The sequence below is a fragment of the Streptomyces sp. P13-3-3 genome (genome assembly GCF_050571355.1).
Lineage (GTDB): Bacteria > Actinomycetota > Actinomycetes > Streptomycetales > Streptomycetaceae > Streptomyces > Streptomyces althioticus.
On the sequence record NZ_CP192228.1, the window covers coordinates 2,000,443 to 2,022,749 of the forward strand.

The window sequence follows — 22,307 nt, forward strand, 5'->3', positions numbered from 1 at the left end:
TTCGGGCCTTGTCCTCAAACGCCGGACGGGCTGGACTGCGCCGTGCGGACTTGAAGGATCACGGCGTCGCCGACGGGTACAGCGTCCTCGGGAGCTGCGACGCCGCTGCCGCGTCCAGGAGCCACAGGGTGCGGGAGCGGCCGTACGCTCCCGCTGCCGGGGCCTGGATCTCGCCCGCTCCCGACAGGGCGATGGCCGCGGCCTCCGCCTTGTCCTCGCCCGCCGCGAGGAGCCACACCTCGCGGGCCGCGCGGATCGCGGGGAGGGTGAGGGTGACCCGGGTGGGCGGGGGCTTCGGGGCGCCGTGGACGCCGACCACCGTGCGTTCCGTCTCGCGGACCGCGGGCAGTTCGGGGAACAGGGACGCCACATGCGTGTCCGGGCCCACGCCCAGCATCAGCACGTCGAAGGCCGGCACCGGGACGCCCGCGGCGGTAGCCTCCGATGACATCGTCTCCGGGCCCGCCGCGGCGGCCAGCTCCGCCGCGTAGGCGGCGGCCGCCGCCTCCACGTCCGAGCCGTGCGGACCGTCCGACGCGGGCATGGCGTGCACGCGCTTCGGGTCCAGCGGCACCGCGTCCAGCAGCGCCTCGCGCGCCTGGGTGACGTTGCGGTCCGGGTCGCCGTCGGGCAGGAACCGCTCGTCGCCCCACCACAGGTCCAGGCGCGACCAGTCGATCGCGTCCCGGGCCGGGGCGGCGGCCAGCGCGGCCAGCAGGCCGTTGCCGTTGCGGCCGCCGGTCAGCACGACCGACGCCTCGCCCCGCGAGGACTGCGCGTCCACGATCCTGGTGATCAGCCGGGCCGCCGCGGCCTGCGCCATCAGCTCCTTGTCCCGGTGCACGACCAGCTGGGGAGCCGTACTCATTTCGCCGCCGCCCTCTTCACCGGTGCCTCCGCCGTCGCTTCGGCCGCGGGACCTTTCGCAGCCGACTCGACGGGAGCGGGGACGGCCGCGCGTCCACCGCCCTGTCCTTCTCCTTTGGCCGGCGCGTCACCGCCGTTCTCCTGCTTCAGCCGCTCCACGCCGTAGCGCAGGGCCGACGCGTAGGTGTCGTCCGGGTCCAGCCGGCGCAGCTCCTCCGCGATCAGCTCCGCGGTGTCCCGGCGCTTGAGCGCCACCGCCCGCTTCGGCTGGCCCTGAATGGCCAGCGTCGCCAGCGAGCCGTCGGCGCGGTCCAGCACGATCGGGCCGCAGTCGGTGTCCATGCGGACCGCCGTGAGACCCGGGCCCGACGAGCGGGTGCGCCGCACGGGCACGTCCAGCCGGTCCGCGAGCCACATCGCCAGCAGCTCGCAGCTCGGGTTGAACTCCTCGCCCTCCACCTCGACGCCCTGCACCTGGCAGGCGACCTGGTCCAGCGCGGCGGCCAGCATCGAACGCCACGGCGTGATGCGGGTCCACGACAGGTCCGTGTCGCCCGGGGTGTAGGCGTCGGCGCGGGCGGCCAGCTCCTTCACCGGCTGCTCGCAGGCGTAGGTGTCGGTCACCCGGCGCTGAGCCAGCGCGCCCAGCGGGTCGTTCGCCGGGTCCAGCGGCGCGTTGACCGGCCACCACACCACCACCGGGGCGTCCGGGAGCAGCAGCGGCAGCACCACCGACTGGGCGTGGTCGACGACCTCGCCGTGCAGCCGCAGCACCACCGTCTCGCCGGTCCCGGCGTCCGCGCCGACCCGCACCTCGGCGTCCAGCCGCGACTGCGTCCGGTCGCGCGGGGAGCGGGAGACGCGCTTGATGACGACCAGGGTGCGCGAGGGGTGCTCGCGCGAGGCGTCGCCGGCCGCCTTCAGGGCGTCGTAGGCGTTCTCCTCGTCCGTCACGATGACCAGGGTCAGCACCATGCCGACGGCCGGCGTGCCGATGGCCCGCCGCGCCTTCACCAGCGCCTTGTTGATCTTGCTGGCCGTGGTGTCCGTGAGGTCTGTCTTCATGGCCGGCGCCAGCTCCGTCCGTCTCGCTCGAGCATTTCGTCCGCCTCGACGGGTCCCCAGGTGCCGGCCTGGTACTGCGCCGGCTTGCCGTGCGCGTCCCAGTACTCCTCGATCGGGTCGAGGATCTTCCAGGACAGCTCGACCTCCTCCGTGCGCGGGAAGAGGTTGGAGTCGCCGAGCAGGACGTCGAGGATCAGCCGCTCGTACGCCTCCGGGCTGGACTCGGTGAACGACTCGCCGTACGCGAAGTCCATCGACACGTCCCGGATCTCCATCGACGTGCCCGGCACCTTGGAGCCGAACCGCACCGTGACGCCCTCGTCCGGCTGGACGCGGATCACGATGGCGTTCTGGCCGAGCTCCTCGGTGGCCGTGGTGTCGAAGGGGGAGTGCGGCGCCCGCTGGAAGACCACCGCGATCTCCGTCACCCGGCGGCCCAGCCGCTTGCCGGTGCGCAGGTAGAAGGGGACGCCCGCCCAGCGGCGGTTGTCGATGCCCACCTTGATCGCCGCGTAGGTGTCGGTCTTGGAGGCCGGGTCGATGCCCTCCTCCTCCAGGTAGCCGATGACCTTCGCGCCGCCCTGCCAGCCGGACGCGTACTGCGCGCGCACGGTGTCCCGGCCCAGGTCCTTCGGCAGCCGCACGGCGCCGAGCACCTTGGTCTTCTCCGCGGCGAGCGCGTCCGCGTCGAAGGAGGCGGGCTCCTCCATCGCGGTCAGCGCGAGCAGCTGCAGCAGGTGGTTCTGGATGACGTCGCGGGCGGCGCCGATGCCGTCGTAGTAGCCGGCCCGGCCGCCGATGCCGATGTCCTCGGCCATCGTGATCTGCACGTGGTCGACGAACGACCGGTTCCAGATCGGCTCGAACATCGTGTTGGCGAAGCGCAGCGCCAGGATGTTCTGGACGGTCTCCTTGCCCAGGTAGTGGTCGATCCGGAACACCTGGTCCGGCGCGAACACCTCATGGACGATCGCGTTGAGCTCCTCGGCCGACTTCAGGTCGTGGCCGAAGGGCTTCTCGATGACCGCGCGCCGCCAGGAACCGTCCGTCTGGTCGGCCAGCCCGTGCTTCTTCAGCTGCTGGATGACGACCGGGAAGGACCGCGGCGGCACCGACAGGTAGAAGGCGAAGTTGCCGCCCGTGCCCTGCGCCTTGTCCAGTTCCTCGATCGTGCCGCGCAGCCGCTCGAAGGACTCGTCGTCGTCGAAGGTGCCCTGCACGAAGCGCATGCCCTGGATGAGCTGCTGCCAGACCTCCTCGCGGAAGGGGGTCCGCGCGTGCTCCTTGACCGCGTCGTGTACCTCCTGCGCGAAGTCCTCGTTCGCCCACTCCCGGCGGGCGAAGCCCACCAGCGAGAAGCCCGGCGGCAGCAGCCCCCGGTTGGCGAGGTCGTACACGGCCGGCATCAGCTTCTTGCGCGACAGGTCACCCGTGACGCCGAAGATGACCAGGCCCGACGGCCCCGCGATACGCGGGAGCCGTCGGTCAGCGGGGTCACGCAGCGGATTGCTGCTCGACAAGATCTCAGCCCTCCGAGGGGGCGAGGCGCTGGAGCTCCGCCTCGGTCGACTTCAGCAGGTCGTTCCAGGACGCCTCGAACTTGTCGACGCCCTCGTCCTCCAGAAGCCGCACCACCTCGTCGTACGAGATGCCGAGCGCCTCGACCGCGTCGAGGTCGGCGCGCGCCTGCTCGTACGTGCCCGCGACGGCGTTGCCCCGGATCTCGCCCTTCTCCTCGGTGGCGAACAGCGTCGCCTCCGGCATGGTGTTCACCGTGTTCGGCGCGACCAGCTCGTCGACGTACATCGTCGCCTTGTAGGCCTTGTCCTTCACACCGGTGGACGCCCACAGCGGACGCTGCTTGTTGGCGCCCTCGCGCTCCAGCGCGGTCCAGCGCTCGGTGGAGAAGACCTCCTCGTACGCCTGGTAGGCCAGACGGGCGTTGGCGATGGCGGCCTTGCCGCGCAGCGCCTTGGCCTCGTCCGTGCCGAGCGCGTCGATCCGCTTGTCGATCTCGGTGTCCACGCGGGACACGAAGAACGACGCCACGGAGTGGATCTTCGACAGGTCCAGGCCGCGGGCCTTGGCCTTCTCCAGGCCGGTCAGGAACGCGTCCATCACCTTGCGGTAGCGCTCCAGGGAGAAGATCAGCGTGACGTTGACGCTGATGCCCAGGCCGATGACCTCGGCGATGGCGGGGATGCCCGCCTCGGTCGCCGGGATCTTGATGAGGGTGTTCGGCCGGTCCACCAGCCAGGCGAGCTGCTTGGCCTCGGCGACCGTCGCCCGGGTGTTGTGCGCCAGGCGCGGGTCCACCTCGATGGACACCCGGCCGTCCTGGCCGTCGGTGGCGTCGAAGACCGGGCGCAGGATGTCGGCGGCGTCACGGACGTCCGCCGTGGTGATCATCCGGATGGCCTCCTCGACGGTCACCTTCCGGGCCGCGAGGTCGGTGAGCTGCGTGTCGTAGCCGTCGCCCTCGGAGATCGCCTTCTGGAAGATCGTCGGGTTGGTGGTGACGCCCACGACGTGCTGCTGGTCGATCAGCTCCGCCAGGTTGCCGGACGTGATCCGCTTGCGCGACAGGTCGTCCAGCCAGATCGCGACGCCTTCGTCGGAAAGGCGCTTCAGTGCGTCTGTCATGGAAATTCCATCTCCTACGTGTCGTATGTGAGCGTCAGCGCCGGGCGGCGGCGATCGATTCCCGCGCGACGGCGGCCACGTTGTCGGCGGTGAAGCCGTACTCCTGGAACAGCACCTTGCCGTCGGCGGACGCGCCGAAGTGCTCCAGCGAGACGATGCGGCCGGCGTCGCCCACGTACTTGTGCCAGGTGAGGCCGATGCCCGCCTCGACGGCCACGCGCGCCTTCACGGACGGCGGCAGGACGCTGTCCCGGTACCCCTGGTCCTGCTCCTCGAACCACTCGACGGACGGCATCGACACCACACGCGTCGGCACACCGTCGGCCTGGAGCCGCTCGCGCGCCTCGACGGCGACGTGCACCTCGGAACCGGTGGCGATCAGGACGACCTCGGGCTCGCCGCCCTCGGCCTCGAACAGCACGTAGCCGCCGCGGGCCGCGTCCTCGTTCGGCTCGTACGTCGGCACGCCCTGGCGGGTGAGCGCCAGACCGTGCGGGGCGCCCTTGCCGAACTCCTTGGTCCAGCGCTTGAGGATCTCGCGCCAGGCGATCGCGGTCTCGTTCGCGTCGGCCGGGCGGACCACGTTCAGGCCCGGGATGGCGCGCAGCGACGCGAGGTGCTCGACCGGCTGGTGGGTCGGGCCGTCCTCGCCGAGACCGATGGAGTCGTGCGTCCAGACGTACGTCACCGGCAGGTGCATCAGCGCGGACAGGCGCACGGCGTTGCGCATGTAGTCCGAGAACACCAGGAAGGTGCCGGCGTAGATGCGGGTGTTGCCGTGCAGCGCGATGCCGTTCATCTCCGCGGCCATGGAGTGCTCGCGGATGCCGAAGTGGATCGTGCGGCCGTACGGGTCCGCCTCCGGCAGCGGGTTGTCCGCCGGGAGGAACGACGACGTCTTGTCGATCGTCGTGTTGTTGGAGCCGGCGAGGTCGGCGGAGCCGCCCCACAGCTCCGGGATCACCGCGCCCAGCGCCTGGAGCACCTTGCCGGAGGCGGCGCGGGTGGCGACGCCCTTGCCCGGCTCGAACACCGGCAGCGCGTCCTGCCAGCCCTTGGGCAGCTCGCCGGCGGCGATCCGGTCGTACTCGGCGGCGCGCTCGGGGTTGTTGTCCCGCCACTGCTGGAAGGACTTCTCCCACACGGAGCGGGCGGTCTGGCCGCGCTCCAGCGCCTTGCGGGTGTGGGTGATGACCTCGTCGGCGACCTCGAAGGTCTTCTCCGGGTCGAAACCGAGGACGCGCTTGGTGGCCGCGACCTCGTCGTCGCCGAGCGCCGAGCCGTGCGCGGCCTCGGTGTTCTGCGCGTTCGGGGCGGGCCAGGCGATGATCGAGCGCATCGCGATGAAGGACGGCCGGTCGGTGACCTTCTTCGCCTCCTGGATCGCGTCGTAGATCGCGTTCGGGTCCAGGTCCCCGTCGGGCTTCGGCGCCACGCGCTGCACGTGCCAGCCGTACGCCTCGTACCGCTTGACCGTGTCCTCGGAGACGGCCGTCTCGGTGTCGCCCTCGATCGAAATGTGGTTGTCGTCCCACAGCAGGATCAGGTTGCCGAGCTTCTGGTGCCCGGCCAGCGAGGACGCCTCGGCGGAAATGCCCTCCTGGAGGCAGCCGTCACCGGCGATGCAGTAGATGTGGTGGTCGAACGGCGACTCCCCGGCGGGGGCCTCCGGGTCGAACAGCCCGCGCTCGTAGCGGGCGGCCATCGCCATGCCCACCGCGTTGGCGACACCCTGGCCGAGCGGGCCGGTCGTGGTCTCCACGCCCGTGGTGTGCCCGTACTCCGGGTGGCCCGGCGTTTTCGAGCCCCAGGTGCGGAAGGACTTCAGGTCGTCCAGCTCCAGGCCGAAGCCTGCCAGGTACAGCTGGGTGTAGAGGGTCAGGGACGAGTGGCCGGCGGACAGCACGAAGCGGTCTCGCCCGACCCAGTCGGCGTCCGCCGGGTCGTGTCGCATCACCTTCTGGAAGAGGGTGTACGCGGCGGGCGCCAGGCTCATCGCCGTACCCGGATGGCCGTTGCCGACCTTCTGTACGGCATCGGCGGCCAGGACGCGGGCGGTGTCGACGGCCCGCTGGTCCAGGTCGGTCCACTCGAGGTCTGTGGTGGTCGGCTTTGTGCTCACCCTGAGTCAGGGCTCCTCTCCACATGTTCGGATGCCGGTGACTGCCCACCGACGTGGTCGAGCCTACCCCCGTAGGACGTGCCTTTTTCCGGGTCGTTCCAGAGTGCGGGCACTCCCCGCGATCCGCCTCCTGACTGGGAAGTTTCCGCATTCGGCAGATGAATACGGAGCCGCTCATCCGCGTGCTCAATCGAGCTTCGGGACGCACCTCGGAGAGGGGTCCGCCAACACGACCGGACCCCCGCGAATGCCGGGGTCTGGGCAACGTCTAGAGTGGCGTGGTACGCGCGAGCCTTTACCGGCACTTCACAGGGAAGGGCTCGCTGGGATGTCTCTGTAGGGGTGTGCGTGACGGCCGTTGAATCCCGCCCGGCGGGGGTTTTGGGGACGAGTCAGAGCCCTGCGCATCGGCCGTTCCGGGCCCGTGTGATGGCATTCGTGGCTCTTACGAAGCCGCGGATCATCGAACTGCTGCTCATCACCACCGTCCCGGTGATGTTCCTGGCGCAGCAGGGCGTGCCCGACCTGACGCTCGTGCTGCTGACCTGCCTCGGCGGCTACCTGTCGGCGGGCGGCGCCAACGCGCTCAACATGTACATCGACCGTGACATCGACGCGTTGATGGACCGGACCTCGCAGCGTCCGCTGGTGACCGGCATGGTCGGCCCGCGCGAGGCCCTGGTCTTCGGCATCACCCTGGCGGTCGTCTCCACGCTGCTGTTCGGCCTGACCGTCAACTGGCTGTCCGCCTGGCTGTCCCTCGGCGCGCTCCTCTTCTACGTCGTCGTCTACACGATGATCCTCAAGCGCCGCACGGCGCAGAACATCGTCTGGGGCGGCATCGCCGGCTGCATGCCCGTGCTGATCGGCTGGTCCGCCGTCACCAACTCGATGTCCTGGGCCCCGGTCGTCCTCTTCCTCGTCATCTTCTTCTGGACGCCGCCGCACTACTGGCCGCTGTCCATGAAGGTGAAGGAGGACTACGCGCGCGTGGGCGTGCCGATGCTGCCGGTCGTGGCCGGCAACAAGGCGGTCGCCAAGCAGATCGTCCTCTACAGCTGGGTGATGGTCGGCGTGTCGCTGCTGCTCACCCCGATGGGCTACACCGGCTGGTTCTACACCGCGGTCGCCCTGGCGGCCGGCGGCTGGTGGCTGTGGGAGGCGCACGCGCTGCTGAACCGCGCCAAGGCCGAGGTGACGGGCGCCAAGCTCAAGGAGATGCGCCTTTTCCACTGGTCCATCACCTACGTCTCGCTGCTCTTCGTCGCCATCGCGGTGGACCCCTTCCTGCGCTGAGACACCCCTGCGCACGCCCGGCGGGCGGGGCACGTGGCCAAGGCCACGGACCCCGCCCGTCGCCGTTCGATCTACCCGTCGGTAGCATCCTGCTCATGGCAGACACGCAGCAGGTGGACCCGAAGGACGGGCAGAAGGCGGCCCGGCTCGCCAAGCGGATCGGCGGCTACGCCAAGGAGCACGGCGGCGCCGAGGGGCACGTGGAGTACCTCGGACAGCGCGGCGCGCGCATCGTCCTCGTCGGCGAGGACGGCGCCTGGGGGGACGTCCACGCGCCCTCCATGGAGATCGCCCGGCTGGCCGTCGAGAAGGCGGGCATCACGGTGCACGAGCAGTTCGACGGCGACTTCGCCGCCAAGGTGAGGACCGGCCCGTACGAGTGGAGCCGCATGGCGGGCATCCAGGTCGGCGGCCCCTCCAACGACTGACCGCCCCCGGGGCAACACCTCTTCACCGGTTCACCCGTTAGGACCTGTAGGCAGCGACAGCGTCCACACGGGGAGAGTCCGGAGATGATCGACCCGCCGTCCCTCGTGGACCAGTACTGCCACGGCGTACTGCGCACGGAGCTGGGCCTCGGCACGTTCGAGGCCCAGCTGGCCCGCACCGAGGGACCGCCGGCCCCCGGCACCACCCTCTTCGACACCCAGACCGGGTTCGCGGTGCGCCGCTGGTGCCCGCCGCTGCTGGGCCTGGAACCGCACTGCCCGCCGGCCCGCTACCTCGCCCGCCGCCGTGAGCTGGGCACGGCCGAGGCGGGCCGCCGGCTGCTGCGGGGCAGCGGCATCACCGCCTACCTCGTCGACACCGGCCTGCCCGGCGACCTCACCGACCCCGGCGAGCTGGCCCGTGCCGGCCAGGCCGAGGCGCACGAGATCGTCCGCCTGGAACAGCTCGCCGAACAGGTCGCCGACACCTCAGGCACCGTCGAGTCCTTCCTCGCCAACCTCGCCGAATCGGTGCACGGCGCCGCCGCGCACGCCGTCGCCTTCACCTCCGTCGCCGGACTGCGCCACGGTCTCGCGCTCGCCCCCGAGCCGCCCGGGGCGGGGGAGGTGCGCGGGGCGGCCGGACGCTGGATGGCCGCGCGCGGCGCGGGGGACAGGCTCACCGACCCCGTGCTGCTGCGCCACCTGCTGTGGATCGCCGTGGCCTCGGGACTGCCGCTCCAGCTGCACGCCGGGCTGGGCGCGCCGGGCGCGCGCGTCGACCGCACCGACCCGGTGCTGCTCACCGACTTCGTCCGGGCCACCGCCGGCCTCGGCACCGACCTGGTGCTGCTGCACGGCTACCCCTACCACCGGCACGCCGCCCATCTCGCGGGCGTCTTCCCGCACGTCTACGCCGACTGCGGCGCCGCCCTGGTCCGCACCGGCGCCCGCGCCGCGACCGTCCTCGCGGAGGTGCTGGAGCTGGCCCCCTTCGGCAAGATCCTCTTCTCCAGCGGCGCCCGCGGCCTGCCCGAGCTGCACGTCGTCGGCGCCCACCTCTTCCGCGAGGCCCTCGCCCGCGTCCTCGGCGGCTGGGTCTCCGAGGGCGCCTGGTCCCTGGACGACGCCCGGCGCGTCGCCACGATGATCGCCTCCGGCAACGCGGCACGGGTGTACGGGCTGAGCTGAGCGGAAGACGCCGTGCGGGGGGAGCGGACGGGGGAGAGTGGGCGGATGCAGCAGACCGACGCCCTGCTCGACCGGTTCCTCGCCGGGCTGGCGCCCGCGTCCCCGCTCGCGGTGTGGGCACACGGCTCCCTGGCCGCCGGGGACCACGTGGAGGGCCGCAGCGACCTCGACCTGATCGCCGTCCTGCCGCAGCCGCCGGGCCCCGGCGCCGTGTGGCGGGTGGCCGTCCTGCACAACCGGCTGCGCGCCGAGCCGCTCGCGGGCGGACTCCACTGCACGTACCTGAGCCCGGACACGGCCGACGACGCCGGGCGACGCCACCTGACCTGGGCGCACGAGCGACTGCTGCGGCGGCCCGTCACCCCCGTCACCCGCGCCGAGCTGCACACGTCGGGCCGGGTGCTGCACGGCGCGCCGCCCGCCGACGTCCTGCCGCCGGTGCCGGACGGGGAGCTCGCCGCGTTCGTGCTGCGGGACCAGCGCGACTACTGGCGGCCGTACGTGGACCGGGCGGACCTGTGGACGCGGGACGTGTGGGTCGACCTGGGGATGCTGACCCACGCGCGGGCCACCGTCACCCTCCGGGAGGGCCGCCTGATCAGCAAGCGGGAGGCGCTGGACGTGCTGCCCGGCCTCGGCGCGCCCGAGGAGGTCGTCGAGGACATCCGGCACGCCGCTACGGCGGACCGGTCACGGCCGACGCGGCGTGGCCGCTGAGGCGTGCCGCGCTGGTGCGGGGTTACCTGGGGCCGGCGATCGACGCGCTGGCGGCCGGCTCCTGAGCCGGGACGGCCTGCGGCTGCGGGGCCGCCTCGGGGCGCTCGCGGAGGGACAGCAGGACCCGCAGCACCCAGATCCACATGACGCACGAGCCGAACATGTGCGCGCCCACCAGCACCTCGGGCAGGTCGGTGAAGTACTGCACGTAGCCGATCACGCCCTGCGCCAGCAGGATCACGAACAGCTCACGGGTGCGGGCCAGGGGGCCCTTGGGGGCGTCGACGGCCTTCAGCACGAACCACAGGGCGAAGGTCAGCGTCACCACGATCCAGGCGAGGACGGCGTGCAGCTTGGCCACGGTCTCCCAGTCGACCGGCATCCGCGCGACCTCGCTGGAGTCGCCCGCGTGCGGACCCGCGCCGGTCACCACCGTGCCGACCGCGATCAGCAGCGCCGACGCGGCCACCAGGAACCACACCAGCTGCACCACGGCCTTGCCGACCAGCGGCCGCGGTTCGGCGTCGCCCTCACGGGTGCGCTGCCACATCACCGTGGCGACCGCGATCAGGGCCGAGGACAGCAGGAAGTGCGCCGCGACCGTGTACGGGTTCAGACCGACCAGCACCACGATGCCGCCGAGCACCGCGTTGCCCATGACCACCCAGAACTGCGCCCAGCCCAGCCGGGTGAGGCTGCGCCGGTAGGGCTTCTGCGAGCGCGCGGCGACGATTGCCCAGCCGACGGCCGCGCACAGCACGTACGTCAGCAGGCGGTTGCCGAACTCGATGTAGCCGTGGACGCCCATCTCGGCGGTGTTGTGCAGGGAGTCCTCGGTGCACTTGGGCCAGGTCGGGCAGCCCAGGCCGGAGCCGGTGAGCCGGACCGCGCCGCCGGTGACCACGATGACCACCGACATCACGAGCGCGGTGAGGGCCGCGCGGCGGACGATCCGGGGGTCCGGGGTCCAGCGGGCGGCGACGAAGGCGAGCGGGTTGCGCAGGAACGACGGGGCGTCGGCGCGGGTCATGTTGGGCACGGGTCCCATCGTAGGCCGCCGCTTGTGCACGCTTTCACGAGGGTCGGTCGCGGTCATCTCGCGCTCACTCCCACCGGAAGAACCTGCCCGCGGCCGCGAGGCCCGCGACCGCCCAGGCGCTGAGGATTCCCAGATCGGCCCAGGGCATCCCGGCACCGTGCTGGAGCACGTCCCGCAGGCCCCCCGACAGCGCGGCGATGGGCAGCAGACCGAGCACGTCCTGCGCCGCCTCGGGGAACTTGTCCAGCGGCACGACGACCCCGCCGCCGACGAGCAGCAGCAGGAAGACCAGGTTGGCGGCGGCGAGCGTGGCCTCCGCCTTGAGCGTGCCGGCCATCAGCAGCCCGAGCCCGGAGAAGGCGGCCGTGCCCAGCGCCAGCAGCGCGATCACCGCGAGGGCGCCGCCCCGCGGGTCCCAGCCGAGCATCAGCGCGATCACCGTCAGCAGGACCACCTGGAGCACCTCGGTGACCAGCACCGACAGCGTCTTGGCGGTCATCAGCCCCCAGCGCGGCAGCGGGGACGCCGCGAGCCGCTTCAGCACGCCGTAGCGGCGCTCGAAGCCGGTGCCGATGGCCTGCCCGGTGAACGCGGTCGACATCACCGCGAGCGCGAGGACGCCGGGCGCGAGGAAGTCCACCGCCGCGCCGTCCCCGGTGTCCACCACGTCGACGGTGCTGAACAGCACCAGCAGCAGGGTGGGGATGATCACGGTGAGCAGCAGCTGCTCGCCGTTGCGCAGCAGCATCTTCGTCTCGAGCACCGCCTGCGCGGCGATCATGCGGGCCAGCGGCGCCGCGCCCGGCTGCGGAGAGTAGGTCCCGGTGGCCGTCACGAACGCAGCTCCTTGCCGGTCAGTTCCAGGAAGACGTCTTCGAGGGTGTGCCGCTCCACCGAGATGCGGTCCGGCAGGACGCCGTGCTGCGCGCACCAGGACGTCACCGTGGCGAGCAGCTGCGGGTCGACCTTGCCGGTGACCCGGTACGAGCCCGGAGTCACCTCGGCGGCCGACGCGTCGGAGGGCAGCGCCTTCAGCAGGGACGCCACGTCCAGCCCCGGCCGGCCGGAGAAGCGCAGGGTGTTCTCGGCGCCGCCCCGGCACAGCTCCTCCGGGGAGCCCTGGGCGACGACCCGGCCCGCGTCGATGATCGCCACGTCGTCGGCGAGCTGCTCGGCCTCGTCCATGTGGTGCGTGGTGAGGACGACGGAGACGCCGTCGGCGCGCAGGTCGCGGACCAGGTCCCAGGTGGCGTGGCGGGCCTGCGGGTCGAGGCCGGCGGTCGGCTCGTCCAGGAAGACCAGTTCCGGGCGGCCCACCACGGCCATCGCCAGCGCGAGCCGCTGCTGCTGCCCGCCGGACAGCCGCCGGTAGGACGTACGGCCGCAGGAGCCGAGGCCGAGGCGTTCGATCAGCGCGTCCACGTCCAGCGGGCGCGCGTGCAGCTTCGCCACGTGGCGCAGCATCTCGTCCGCCCGCGCCCCCGCGTACACGCCGCCGGACTGGAGCATCACGCCGATGCGGGGCCGCAGCGCCGCCGACTCGCGGACCGGGTCGAGACCCAGGACGCGCACCGTGCCGGAGTCCGGCCGCCGGTACCCCTCGCAGATCTCGACCGTGGTCGTCTTGCCCGCTCCGTTGGGGCCGAGCACGGCCGTCACGCCCTGCCGGGCCGCCAGGTCGAGGCCGTTCACCGCGGTCTTCGTGCCGTACCGCTTCACCAGGGCCTGCACCTGGACCACGGGCTCACTTCGCATGGGTCATGAGTCTAGGGAGCTTTCGGGAGGCCCCGGACCGGGGGTGAAGCAACCCGGCCGGACGGGAGACGCGGTCTTGCGCGCACCGTCCGGAATGTGCTTCACACCGGCAAGTGCGCCGGTCGGAGGGGGTGCGGACGGCATCGGCGGCTGATCGGGGCCGGTGCCGGACTGATCGATCAGAGATCATTTCCGCAGGTCAGATTAGGTAGACCTAAGTGATGCAAGGCACTGCGGGCCGTCCGGGCGCGGCTTGCCCGCCTCCGAGGAATTACGCAACAATGGCGTTGTGAAAAACGTTGGCGAGGCGTCCCACGAGGATCTGGCAACCGGTGAGCGGTCCACCCGCAACCGCGTCGCCCGTTCCATCCTGGACCACGGCCCGTCGACCGTCGCCGAACTGGCCGGGCGGCTGAAGCTCACCCAGGCGGCCGTGCGCCGCCACCTGGACGCCCTGGCCGCGGACAACGTCGTGGAGGCCCGTGACCGGCGCGTCTACGGCACGCGCTCGCGCGGACGTCCGGCCAAGGTGTTCGCCCTGACCGACTGCGGCCGGGACGCCTTCGACCAGTCCTACGACAAGCTCGCGGTGGACGCGCTGCGCTGGATCGGTGAGCGGGAGGGCGGCGGCGAGGCCGTCGCCGCGTTCGCCCGGGCCAGGATCGCCGCCCAGGCGGGTGCCTACCGCAAGGCCGTCGAGTCCGCACCGCCCGAGAAGCGCACGGAGGCCCTGGCCAAGGCGCTCAGCGCGGACGGGTACGCTGCGACCGCGCGCAGCGCACCGGTCGGCGAGCAGCTCTGCCAGCACCACTGCCCGGTCGCCCACGCCGCCGAACAGTTCCCGCAGCTCTGCGAGGCCGAGACGGAATTTTTCGCCGAACTCCTCGGTACACACGTACAGAGGCTGGCGACGATCGCGCACGGCGACGGCGTCTGCACGACGTTCATCCCCAAGATTTCCCACAACGCATCTGCAAGCACGTCCGGGAGGAACCCCGCATGACTCTCCCCACGGAGACTGCCCACCCCGAGCTCGAGGGTCTGGGCACCTACGAATACGGCTGGGCCGACCGTGACGAGGCCGGTGCGTCGGCGCGCCGCGGCCTGAACGAGGAAGTCGTCCGGGACATCTCCTCGAAGAAGGACGAGCCGGAGTGGATGACGAAGCTCCGCCTCAAGGGCCTGCGCCTGTTCGAGAAGAAGCCCATGCCGAACTGGGGCTCCGACCTCTCCGGCATCGACTTCGACAACATCAAGTACTTCGTGCGGTCGACGGAGAAGCAGGCGGAGTCCTGGGAGGACCTCCCCGAGGACATCAAGAACACCTACGACAAGCTGGGCATCCCGGAGGCCGAGAAGAAGCGCCTCGTCGCCGGTGTCGCCGCCCAGTACGAGTCGGAGGTCGTCTACCACCAGATCCGCGAGGACCTGGAGGAGCAGGGCGTCATCTTCCTCGACACCGACACCGCCCTGAAGGAGCACCCGGAGCTCTTCAAGGAGTACTTCGGCACGGTCATCCCGGCCGGTGACAACAAGTTCGCCGCGCTGAACACCGCCGTGTGGTCCGGCGGCTCCTTCATCTACGTGCCGAAGGGCGTGCACGTCGAGATCCCGCTCCAGGCCTACTTCCGGATCAACACCGAGAACATGGGCCAGTTCGAGCGGACCCTGATCATCGTCGACGAGGGCGCCTACGTGCACTACGTCGAGGGCTGCACCGCGCCGATCTACAAGTCGGACTCGCTGCACTCCGCGGTCGTCGAGATCATCGTCAAGAAGAACGCCCGCTGCCGCTACACGACCATCCAGAACTGGTCGAACAACGTCTACAACCTGGTGACCAAGCGCGCCGTCGCCTACGAGGGCGCCACCATGGAGTGGGTCGACGGCAACATCGGCTCCAAGGTGACGATGAAGTACCCGGCCGTCTACCTGATGGGCGAGCACGCCAAGGGCGAGACCCTGTCCATCGCCTTCGCGGGCGAGGGCCAGCACCAGGACGCCGGCGCCAAGATGGTCCACATGGCCCCGAACACCTCGTCGAACATCGTCTCCAAGTCGGTGGCGCGCGGTGGCGGCCGGACCTCCTACCGCGGTCTCATCGAGATCGGCGAGGGCGCCCCGGGCTCCAAGTCCAACGTGCTGTGCGACGCGCTGCTGGTGGACACCATCTCCCGCTCGGACACCTACCCCTACGTGGACGTCCGCGAGGACGACGTGTCCATGGGCCACGAGGCGACCGTCTCCAAGGTCTCCGAGGACCAGCTCTTCTACCTGATGAGCCGTGGTCTGTCCGAGGACGAGGCGATGGCGATGATCGTGCGCGGCTTCGTCGAGCCGATCGCCAAGGAACTGCCGATGGAGTACGCGCTCGAGCTCAACCGGCTGATCGAGCTCCAGATGGAAGGCGCGGTCGGCTGACACCGGCCAGGGGCGGCCACCGGCCGCCCCGCCGTTCCGTCAAGCCCCTTACGTAAGGAAAGCGAGCACTACGACAGCCATGGCTGAGGCTCAGAACATCCCGGTCGGCTCCACGACCGCCGGTTCGATCGCGGTCGCCGCCGAGTCGACCGTCGCCACGCGCATGAGCGCGCCCCCCTCCTTCGACGTGGCGGACTTCCCCGTCCCCCACGGCCGTGAGGAGGAGTGGCGGTTCACCCCGCTGGAGCGGCTGCGCGGCCTGCACGACGGCACCGCCACCGCCACCGACGCGGGCCTCAAGGTCGCCGTCGAGGCGCCCGAGGGCGTCACCGTCGAGACCGTCGGCCGCGACGACGCCCGGCTCGGCCGCACCGGCGCCCCGGTGGACCGCGTCGCCGCCCAGGCGTACTCGGCCTTCACCCAGGCGTCGGTCGTGACCGTGCCCAAGGAGACCGTCCTCACCGAGCCGATCCGCATCGCGGTGCACGGCGAGGGCGGCACCGCCTACGGCCACCAGGTCGTCGAGCTCGGCGCCTTCGCCGAGGCCCTCGTGGTCATCGACCACACCGGCGACGCGGTGCTCGCCGCCAACGTCGAGTACGTCCTCGGCGACGGCGCCAAGCTGACCGTGGTCTCGGTCCAGGACTGGGACGACAAGGCCGTGCACGTCGCCCAGCACAACGCCCTCGTCGGCCGCGACGCCTCCTTCAAGTCGGTCGTCGTGACCTTCGGCGGCGACGTCGTCCGCCTCAACCCGCGCGTCGCCTACGCGGGCCCCGGCGGCGAGGCCGAGCTGTTCGGCCTGTACTTCACCGACGCCGGCCAGCACCAGGAGCACCGCCTCCTGGTCGACCACAACGTCGCGCACTGCAAGTCCAACGTCGTCTACAAGGGCGCGCTGCAGGGCGACGACGCCCACGCCGTCTGGATCGGCGACGTGCTCATCGAGGCCAAGGCCGAGGGCACCGACACCTACGAGATGAACCGCAACCTCGTCCTCACGGACGGCGCGCGGGTCGACTCGGTGCCGAACCTGGAGATCGAGACCGGCGAGATCGTCGGCGCCGGCCACGCCTCCGCGACCGGCCGCTTCGACGACGAGCAGCTCTTCTACCTGATGGCGCGCGGCATCCCCGAGAAGGACGCCCGCCGCCTGGTGGTCCGCGGCTTCTTCGCCGAGCTCGTCCAGCAGATCGGCCTCCCCGACATCGAGGAGCGCCTGATCGCCAAGATCGAGGAGGAGCTGGAGGCAGCGGTCGCATGACCTTCGTACGCGTCTGTGGACTGGGCGAGCTGGAGGAGGACACCCCCAAGCGGGTGGAACTCGACGGCACGCCGGTCTCCGTCGTGCGCACCGAGGGCGAGGTGTTCGCGATCAACGACATCTGCTCGCACGCGAACGTCTCCCTCTCGGAGGGCGAAGTCGACGACTGCCACATCGAGTGCTGGCTGCACGGCTCGCGCTTCGACCTCCGTTCCGGCAAGCCCGACGCCCTCCCGGCGACGCGCCCCGTCCCCGTATACCCCGTAAAGATCGAAGGGGACGACGTGCTCGTCTCCCTCACCCAGGAGTCCTGAGGCACCCATGGCAACGCTTGAAATCCGAGACCTGCACGTCACCGTCGAGGCCGACAACGCCACGAAGGAGATCCTCAAGGGCGTCGACCTCACCGTGAAGCAGGGCGAGACGCACGCCATCATGGGCCCCAACGGCTCGGGCAAGTCGACCCTCGCCTACTCCCTCGCGGGTCACCCCAAGTACACGATCACCGGCGGCACCGTCACCCTCGACGGCGAGGACGTCCTCGAGATGTCCGTCGACGAGCGCGCCCGCGCCGGCCTGTTCCTCGCCATGCAGTACCCGGTCGAGGTCCCCGGCGTCTCCGTCTCCAACTTCCTGCGCACCTCCGCCACCGCCATCCGCGGCGAGGCCCCGAAGCTGCGCACCTGGGTGAAGGAGGTCAAGGAGGCCATGGAGCGCCTCAACATGGACCCCGCCTTCGCCGAGCGGAACGTGAACGAGGGCTTCTCCGGCGGTGAGAAGAAGCGCCACGAGATCCTTCAGCTGGAGCTGCTCAAGCCGAAGGTCGCCATCCTCGACGAGACCGACTCCGGCCTCGACGTCGACGCCCTGCGCGTCGTCTCCGAGGGCGTCAACCGCGTCCGCGAGTCCGGCCAGGTCGGCACCCTGCTGATCACGCACTACACGCGCATCCTGCGCTACATCAAGCCCGACCACGTCCACGTCTTCGCGGCCGGACGGATCGCCGAGTCCGGCGGCCCCGAGCTCGCCGACAAGCTGGAGGCCGAGGGCTACGAGGCATACACGAAGGGTGGCGCATCCGAGTGACACAGCTGCCGGGCCTCCTCGACACCGAGGCGATCCGCAAGGACTTCCCCATCCTGGACCGTCAGGTCCACGACGGGCGCAAGCTCGTGTACCTGGACAACGCGGCGACCAGCCAGAAGCCGCGTCAGGTGCTGGACGCCCTCGGCGAGTACTACGAGCGTCACAACGCCAACGTCCACCGCGGTGTGCATGTGCTCGCCGAGGAGGCCACGGCGCTGTACGAGGGTGCGCGCGACAAGGTCGCGGAGTTCGTCAACGCGCCCTCGCGCGACGAGGTGATCTTCACCAAGAACGCCTCCGAGTCGCTCAACCTCGTGGCCAACATGCTCGGCTGGGCCGACGAGCCCTACCGGGTGGACCACGAGACCGAGATCGTCATCACGGAGATGGAGCACCACTCCAACATCGTGCCGTGGCAGCTGCTCGCGCAGCGCACGGGCGCGAAGCTGAAGTGGTTCGGTCTCACCGACGACGGCCGGCTCGACCTGTCGAACATCGACGAGGTCATCACCGAGAAGACGAAGATCGTCTCCTTCGTGCTGGTGTCCAACATCCTGGGCACGGTCAACCCGGTCGAGGCCATCGTGCGCCGCGCCCAGGAGGTCGGCGCGCTCGTGTGCATCGACGCCTCCCAGGCCGCGCCGCACATGCCGCTGGACGTGCAGGCCCTCCAGGCCGACTTCGTGGCCTTCACCGGTCACAAGATGTGCGGCCCGACCGGCATCGGCGTCCTGTGGGGCCGCCAGGAGCTGCTGGAGGACCTGCCTCCGTTCCTCGGCGGCGGCGAGATGATCGAGACCGTGTCGATGAGCTCGTCGACGTACGCCCCGGCCCCGCACAAGTTCGAGGCGGGCACCCCGCCGATCGCCCAGGCGGTCGGTCTCGGCGCGGCGATCGACTACCTGTCGGCCATCGGCATGGACAAGATCCTCGCGCACGAGCACGCCATCACCGAGTACGCCGTCAAGCGGCTCCTCGAGGTCCCGGACCTGCGCATCATCGGTCCGGCCACCGCCGAGGACCGCGGCGCCGCGATCTCCTTCACCCTCGGGGACATCCACCCGCACGACGTGGGCCAGGTCCTCGACGAGCAGGGCATCGCGGTCCGGGTCGGACACCACTGCGCCCGCCCCGTCTGCCTGCGGTACGGAATTCCTGCGACCACGCGGGCGTCGTTCTATCTGTACTCCACGCCGGCGGACATCGACGCACTGGTCGACGGTCTGGAGCACGTACGGAACTTCTTCGGATGAGGGGCTGAGGCGTGAAGCTGGACTCCATGTACCAGGACGTCATCCTGGACCACTACAAGAACCCGCACGGGCGGGGTCTCCGGGACGGCGACGCCGAGGTGCACCACGTCAACCCGACGTGCGGCGACGAGATCACGCTGCGCGTGAAGTACGACGGCACGACCATCAGCGACGTCAGCTACGAGGGCCAGGGCTGTTCCATCAGCCAGGCGTCCGCGTCCGTGCTGAACGACCTGCTGGTCGGCAAGGACCTCGCCGAGGCGCAGAAGATCCAGGGCACGTTCCTGGAGCTGATGCAGTCCAAGGGGAAGATCGAGCCCGACGACGCGATGGAGGAGGTGCTGGAGGACGCGATCGCGTTCGCCGGCGTCTCCAAGTACCCCGCGCGGGTCAAGTGCGCCCTCCTGAGCTGGATGGCGTGGAAGGACGCGACGGCCCAGGCGCTGGGCGCCGACGCCGAAAGGACTACGGCATGAGCGAGACCGTGGAGATGAAGCCGGCCTCGGAGGAGGAGCTCCGCGAGGCCCTGATGGACGTCGTCGACCCCGAGCTGGGCATCGACGTCGTCAACCTGGGCCTGATCTACGGCATCCACGTGGACGACTCCAACGTGGCGACCGTCGACATGACCCTCACCTCGGCGGCCTGCCCGCTGACCGACGTCATCGAGGACCAGGCGAAGTCCGCCACGGACGGCCTGGTCAGCGAGTTGCGGATCAACTGGGTCTGGATGCCGCCGTGGGGCCCGGACAAGATCACGGACGACGGCCGTGAGCAGCTGCGGGCGCTGGGCTTCAACGTCTGAGCCGGCCGCACACACGGATCGACGGCGACGTCCCCTCCGGGGGGCGTCGCCGTTTTCGTGCCGCTTCGGGGGCTCCGTTGTGTACGCTCGTACACATGGGATACCTGCTGCTGGCCGGGGCCATCGCGGCCGAGGTGTGCGCCACCACCGCCATGAAGTACAGCGACGGCTTCAGCAGGTTCTGGCCCTCCCTGCTGACCGTGCTCGGCTACATCGTCTCCTTCGCCCTCCTCGCGCAGACCCTGCGCACCGTGGCCGTCGGCACCGCCTACGCCATCTGGGCGGGCGTGGGCACCGCAGCCATCGCGACCATCGGGATCGTGTTCCTGGGAGAGGGGATGACCGCCGCCAAGGCCGCCGGGATCGGGCTGATCATCGTCGGCGTGGTGGTGCTGAACCTGGGCGGTGCGCACTGATGGCCGGGCGCCGGTACGACCCGGAGCGGCGGCAGCGGATCATCGACGCGGCGATCCGGGTGGTCGGCCGCAGCGGCATCGCCGGGCTCACCCACCGCAGCGTGGCCCAGGAGGCGGACGTGCCCCTCGGCTCCACCACGTACCACTTCAAGACCCTCGACGAGCTGATGGTGGCCGCCCTGCGCCAGGCCAACGAGGGCTTCGCCAAGGTGATCGCCTCGCGCGGCGGCCTGGAGGACCCGCGGACCGACCTGGCCGCCGAGCTGGCCGCGCTGACGGGGGAGTGGCTGGGCGGCGAGCGGACGGGCGTGGAGCTGGAGTACGAGCTGTACCTGGCGGCGCTGCGGCGCCCGGCGCTGCGCCCGGTCGCCGCCGAGTGGTGCGAGGACGTCGCCGCGGTGCTGTCCCGCCGTACGGACCCGGTGACGGCGCGGGCCCTGGTCGCCCTGATGGACGGCATCTGCCTCCAGGTGCTGTTGACCGGGACGCCGTACGACGAGGAGTACGCGCGGGAGGTGCTGGGGCGGCTGCTGCCGGGGGAGGGCGGCCCCGGGGCGGGTGCCTGAGGTGTGTCCCGGACCGGCACCTGAGGCGTGTCCCGGACCGGCACTTGAGAGGTGTCCCGGACCGGCACCTGAGATGCGGGCGGCACCGGTTCGCGTCCGGCGCCACCGGCCGGTTAGGTTGCCCTCATGACCGACACGACTGCTCAGAGCACCACCGGCGCAGTGGCCGCCGGCCTCGCCACCATCGCCGCCGACGGCACCGTCCTCGACACCTGGTTCCCGGCCCCCGAGCTCGCCGCCGAGCCGGGCCCGTCCGGCACCGAGCGGCTCTCCGCCGAGCAGGCGGCGAAGCTGCTGGGCGGCGGCGCCACCGCCGCGGTCGGCCCGGACCCGCGCCGGGGCGTCGAGGTCGTCGCGGTCCGCACGGTCATCTCGTCCCTGGACGCCAAGCCGGTCGACGCGCACGACGTCTACCTGCGGCTGCACCTGCTCTCCCACCGCCTGGTGAAGCCGCACGGCCAGAACCTGGACGGCATCTTCGCCCACCTCGCCAACGTCGCCTGGACCTCGCTGGGTCCGGTCGCCGTGGACGAGCTGGAGAAGGTGCGGCTGAACGCGCGCGCGGAGGGCCTGCACCTCCAGGTGACCTCCGTCGACAAGTTCCCGCGCATGACGGACTACGTGGCCCCCAAGGGCGTGCGCATCGCCGACGCCGACCGCGTCCGCCTCGGCGCGCACCTCGCCGAGGGCACCACCGTGATGCACGAGGGCTTCGTCAACTTCAACGCCGGCACGCTCGGCACGTCGATGGTCGAGGGCCGCATCTCGGCGGGCGTCGTCATCGGCGACGGCTCCGACATCGGCGGCGGCGCGTCCACGATGGGCACCCTGTCGGGCGGCGGCAACGTCCGCATCTCCATCGGGGAGCGCTGCCTGGTCGGCGCGGAGGCGGGCGTGGGCATCGCCCTCGGCGACGAGTGCGTGGTCGAGGCCGGCCTCTACGTCACCGCGGGCACCCGGGTGACGATGCCCGACGGCCAGGTCGTCAAGGCCCGCGAACTCTCCGGCGCCTCCAACATCCTCTTCCGTCGCAACTCGGAGACGGGCCGCGTGGAGGCCCGCCCGAACAACGCGGTGTGGGGCGGCCTGAACGACGTGCTCCACAGCCACAACTGACGGCCACAGATCATCGCCGAGCGCCCTCCCACGGCCCCACCGCGGCCGCGCGAGGGCGCTCGTTGTCCTTGGGCACAATCGAGCTGCCCACCGTCGTCGCGCGGTTCAGCCGTCGGTACGGGCAGCTGCGCAATCTCGTCATGGGCGGGTACGCCGATCCCACGGTGACCGAGCGGACCGGGCTGCCACGTCCTCGCCGAGGCCGACTTCCGGCCGTTCGGCATCGCGCACCACGGCCTCGGGGCGACGTTCGTGCC

General features: G+C 71.1%; 22 protein-coding genes and 1 pseudogene. 15 read left to right on the forward strand and 8 right to left on the reverse strand.

The annotated features are described in order from the left end of the window. Nucleotides 1-58: 58 nt before the first annotated feature. The 5 genes from pgl to tkt are packed head-to-tail and all read right to left on the reverse strand — an operon-like array spanning nt 59 to nt 6,697. Complete coding sequence (gene pgl / locus ACQZOG_RS09000) at nt 59-868, reverse strand: 6-phosphogluconolactonase (RefSeq protein WP_033275718.1); 810 nt, start codon at nt 866-868, stop codon at nt 59-61. After that, nucleotides 865-1,932 (reverse strand): glucose-6-phosphate dehydrogenase assembly protein OpcA, encoded by a 1,068-nt coding sequence (gene opcA, locus ACQZOG_RS09005; RefSeq protein ID WP_033275717.1) that lies wholly within the window; start codon nt 1,930-1,932, stop codon nt 865-867. The genes pgl and opcA overlap by 4 nt, the downstream gene beginning before the upstream one ends. Continuing rightward, nucleotides 1,929-3,452, reverse strand: coding sequence for a glucose-6-phosphate dehydrogenase (gene zwf / locus ACQZOG_RS09010; protein WP_033275716.1), 1,524 nt, complete (start codon nt 3,450-3,452; stop codon nt 1,929-1,931). The genes opcA and zwf overlap by 4 nt, the downstream gene beginning before the upstream one ends. Before the next feature lie 4 nt (nt 3,453-3,456). Continuing rightward, on the reverse strand, nt 3,457-4,575 hold the full coding sequence (gene tal, locus ACQZOG_RS09015) for a transaldolase (RefSeq protein WP_033275715.1): 1,119 nt from the start codon (nt 4,573-4,575) through the stop codon (nt 3,457-3,459). Between the two features lie 34 nt (nt 4,576-4,609). Then, nucleotides 4,610-6,697, reverse strand: a complete 2,088-nt coding sequence (gene tkt / locus ACQZOG_RS09020) for a transketolase (protein ID WP_037638972.1) — start codon at nt 6,695-6,697, stop codon at nt 4,610-4,612. Nucleotides 6,698-7,039: 342 nt separating this feature from the next. Between tkt and ACQZOG_RS09025 the strand changes: the two genes are divergently transcribed. The 4 genes and pseudogenes from ACQZOG_RS09025 (at nt 7,040) to ACQZOG_RS09040 (ending at nt 10,394) form a co-directional block, all read left to right on the forward strand. Beyond that, nucleotides 7,040-7,993: a heme o synthase gene (locus ACQZOG_RS09025; protein ID WP_033275713.1), complete on the forward strand. Its 954-nt coding sequence runs from the start codon at nt 7,040-7,042 to the stop codon at nt 7,991-7,993. Nucleotides 7,994-8,088: 95 nt separating this feature from the next. Further along, nucleotides 8,089-8,421, forward strand: a complete 333-nt coding sequence (locus ACQZOG_RS09030; RefSeq protein WP_033275712.1) for a hypothetical protein — start codon at nt 8,089-8,091, stop codon at nt 8,419-8,421. Between the two features lie 84 nt (nt 8,422-8,505). After that, the gene (locus tag ACQZOG_RS09035) at nt 8,506-9,612 is read left to right on the forward strand and encodes an amidohydrolase family protein (RefSeq protein WP_033275711.1); all 1,107 of its coding nucleotides are present in this window, start codon (nt 8,506-8,508) and stop codon (nt 9,610-9,612) included. Nucleotides 9,613-9,657: 45 nt separating this feature from the next. Beyond that, nucleotides 9,658-10,394: pseudogene (locus ACQZOG_RS09040) on the forward strand (nucleotidyltransferase). On the opposite strand, the gene ACQZOG_RS09045 reads toward ACQZOG_RS09040, so the two are convergent. From ACQZOG_RS09045 to ACQZOG_RS09055, 3 genes are all read right to left on the reverse strand, one after another. Then, complete coding sequence (locus ACQZOG_RS09045; protein WP_033275732.1) at nt 10,352-11,359, reverse strand: COX15/CtaA family protein; 1,008 nt, start codon at nt 11,357-11,359, stop codon at nt 10,352-10,354. The pseudogene ACQZOG_RS09040 and the gene ACQZOG_RS09045 overlap by 43 nt on opposite strands. Nucleotides 11,360-11,432: 73 nt before the next feature. After that, on the reverse strand, nt 11,433-12,203 hold the full coding sequence (locus ACQZOG_RS09050) for an ABC transporter permease (RefSeq protein WP_033275710.1): 771 nt from the start codon (nt 12,201-12,203) through the stop codon (nt 11,433-11,435). After that, a complete protein-coding gene (locus ACQZOG_RS09055) occupies nt 12,200-13,108 on the reverse strand; it encodes an ABC transporter ATP-binding protein (protein WP_033275709.1) in 909 nt (302 codons plus the stop codon). Before ACQZOG_RS09055 ends, ACQZOG_RS09050 begins: the two co-directional genes overlap by 4 nt. 304 nt (nt 13,109-13,412) lie before the next feature. On the opposite strand from ACQZOG_RS09055, the gene ACQZOG_RS09060 reads away from it, so the two are divergent. The 11 genes from ACQZOG_RS09060 (at nt 13,413) to dapD (ending at nt 22,050) form a co-directional block, all read left to right on the forward strand. After that, the gene (locus tag ACQZOG_RS09060) at nt 13,413-14,126 is read left to right on the forward strand and encodes a helix-turn-helix transcriptional regulator (RefSeq protein ID WP_033275708.1); all 714 of its coding nucleotides are present in this window, start codon (nt 13,413-13,415) and stop codon (nt 14,124-14,126) included. Continuing rightward, entirely contained in the window at nt 14,123-15,544 is a 1,422-nt protein-coding gene (gene sufB / locus ACQZOG_RS09065) for a Fe-S cluster assembly protein SufB (RefSeq protein WP_033275707.1), read from the forward strand. Before ACQZOG_RS09060 ends, sufB begins: the two co-directional genes overlap by 4 nt. Nucleotides 15,545-15,623: 79 nt before the next feature. Further along, nucleotides 15,624-16,808 carry a Fe-S cluster assembly protein SufD gene (gene sufD, locus ACQZOG_RS09070; RefSeq protein ID WP_033275706.1) on the forward strand — a complete coding sequence of 395 codons (1,185 nt, stop codon included), beginning with the start codon at nt 15,624-15,626 and terminating at the stop codon, nt 16,806-16,808. After that, a complete protein-coding gene (locus ACQZOG_RS09075) occupies nt 16,805-17,122 on the forward strand; it encodes a non-heme iron oxygenase ferredoxin subunit (protein WP_024887259.1) in 318 nt (105 codons plus the stop codon). Before sufD ends, ACQZOG_RS09075 begins: the two co-directional genes overlap by 4 nt. A gap of 7 nt (nt 17,123-17,129) precedes the next feature. After that, nucleotides 17,130-17,894 (forward strand): Fe-S cluster assembly ATPase SufC, encoded by a 765-nt coding sequence (gene sufC / locus ACQZOG_RS09080; protein WP_033275705.1) that lies wholly within the window; start codon nt 17,130-17,132, stop codon nt 17,892-17,894. Beyond that, nucleotides 17,891-19,147, forward strand: a complete 1,257-nt coding sequence (locus ACQZOG_RS09085) for a cysteine desulfurase (RefSeq protein WP_033275704.1) — start codon at nt 17,891-17,893, stop codon at nt 19,145-19,147. The genes sufC and ACQZOG_RS09085 overlap by 4 nt, the downstream gene beginning before the upstream one ends. An 11-nt stretch (nt 19,148-19,158) precedes the next feature. Beyond that, nucleotides 19,159-19,623, forward strand: a complete 465-nt coding sequence (sufU, locus tag ACQZOG_RS09090; RefSeq protein ID WP_019522225.1) for a Fe-S cluster assembly sulfur transfer protein SufU — start codon at nt 19,159-19,161, stop codon at nt 19,621-19,623. Beyond that, complete coding sequence (locus ACQZOG_RS09095) at nt 19,620-19,952, forward strand: metal-sulfur cluster assembly factor (RefSeq protein ID WP_004989638.1); 333 nt, start codon at nt 19,620-19,622, stop codon at nt 19,950-19,952. The genes sufU and ACQZOG_RS09095 overlap by 4 nt, the downstream gene beginning before the upstream one ends. Nucleotides 19,953-20,047: 95 nt before the next feature. After that, nucleotides 20,048-20,368 carry a DMT family transporter gene (locus ACQZOG_RS09100; protein ID WP_033275703.1) on the forward strand — a complete coding sequence of 107 codons (321 nt, stop codon included), beginning with the start codon at nt 20,048-20,050 and terminating at the stop codon, nt 20,366-20,368. Then, a complete protein-coding gene (locus ACQZOG_RS09105; protein ID WP_033275702.1) occupies nt 20,368-20,934 on the forward strand; it encodes a TetR/AcrR family transcriptional regulator in 567 nt (188 codons plus the stop codon). The genes ACQZOG_RS09100 and ACQZOG_RS09105 overlap by 1 nt, the downstream gene beginning before the upstream one ends. A 126-nt stretch (nt 20,935-21,060) precedes the next feature. Continuing rightward, nucleotides 21,061-22,050 carry a 2,3,4,5-tetrahydropyridine-2,6-dicarboxylate N-succinyltransferase gene (gene dapD, locus ACQZOG_RS09110; RefSeq protein WP_320584573.1) on the forward strand — a complete coding sequence of 330 codons (990 nt, stop codon included), beginning with the start codon at nt 21,061-21,063 and terminating at the stop codon, nt 22,048-22,050. Nucleotides 22,051-22,307: the final 257 nt, after the last annotated feature.

Bases quoted from the DNA above. Each gene is read 5' to 3' on its own strand.
- pgl (WP_033275718.1), bottom strand. From the start codon at position 868: ATGAGTACGGCTCCCCAGCTGGTCGTGCACCGGGACAAGGAGCTGATG.
- opcA (WP_033275717.1), bottom strand. From the start codon at position 1,932: ATGAAGACAGACCTCACGGACACCACGGCCAGCAAGATCAACAAGGCG.
- tal (WP_033275715.1), bottom strand. From the start codon at position 4,575: ATGACAGACGCACTGAAGCGCCTTTCCGACGAAGGCGTCGCGATCTGG.
- ACQZOG_RS09030 (WP_033275712.1), top strand. From the start codon at position 8,089: ATGGCAGACACGCAGCAGGTGGACCCGAAGGACGGGCAGAAGGCGGCC.
- ACQZOG_RS09035 (WP_033275711.1), top strand. From the start codon at position 8,506: ATGATCGACCCGCCGTCCCTCGTGGACCAGTACTGCCACGGCGTACTG.
- ACQZOG_RS09045 (WP_033275732.1), bottom strand. From the start codon at position 11,359: ATGACCCGCGCCGACGCCCCGTCGTTCCTGCGCAACCCGCTCGCCTTC.
- sufB (WP_033275707.1), top strand. From the start codon at position 14,123: ATGACTCTCCCCACGGAGACTGCCCACCCCGAGCTCGAGGGTCTGGGC.
- sufD (WP_033275706.1), top strand. From the start codon at position 15,624: ATGGCTGAGGCTCAGAACATCCCGGTCGGCTCCACGACCGCCGGTTCG.
- ACQZOG_RS09075 (WP_024887259.1), top strand. From the start codon at position 16,805: ATGACCTTCGTACGCGTCTGTGGACTGGGCGAGCTGGAGGAGGACACC.
- sufC (WP_033275705.1), top strand. From the start codon at position 17,130: ATGGCAACGCTTGAAATCCGAGACCTGCACGTCACCGTCGAGGCCGAC.
- ACQZOG_RS09095 (WP_004989638.1), top strand. From the start codon at position 19,620: ATGAGCGAGACCGTGGAGATGAAGCCGGCCTCGGAGGAGGAGCTCCGC.
- ACQZOG_RS09100 (WP_033275703.1), top strand. From the start codon at position 20,048: ATGGGATACCTGCTGCTGGCCGGGGCCATCGCGGCCGAGGTGTGCGCC.
- ACQZOG_RS09105 (WP_033275702.1), top strand. From the start codon at position 20,368: ATGGCCGGGCGCCGGTACGACCCGGAGCGGCGGCAGCGGATCATCGAC.
- dapD (WP_320584573.1), top strand. From the start codon at position 21,061: ATGACCGACACGACTGCTCAGAGCACCACCGGCGCAGTGGCCGCCGGC.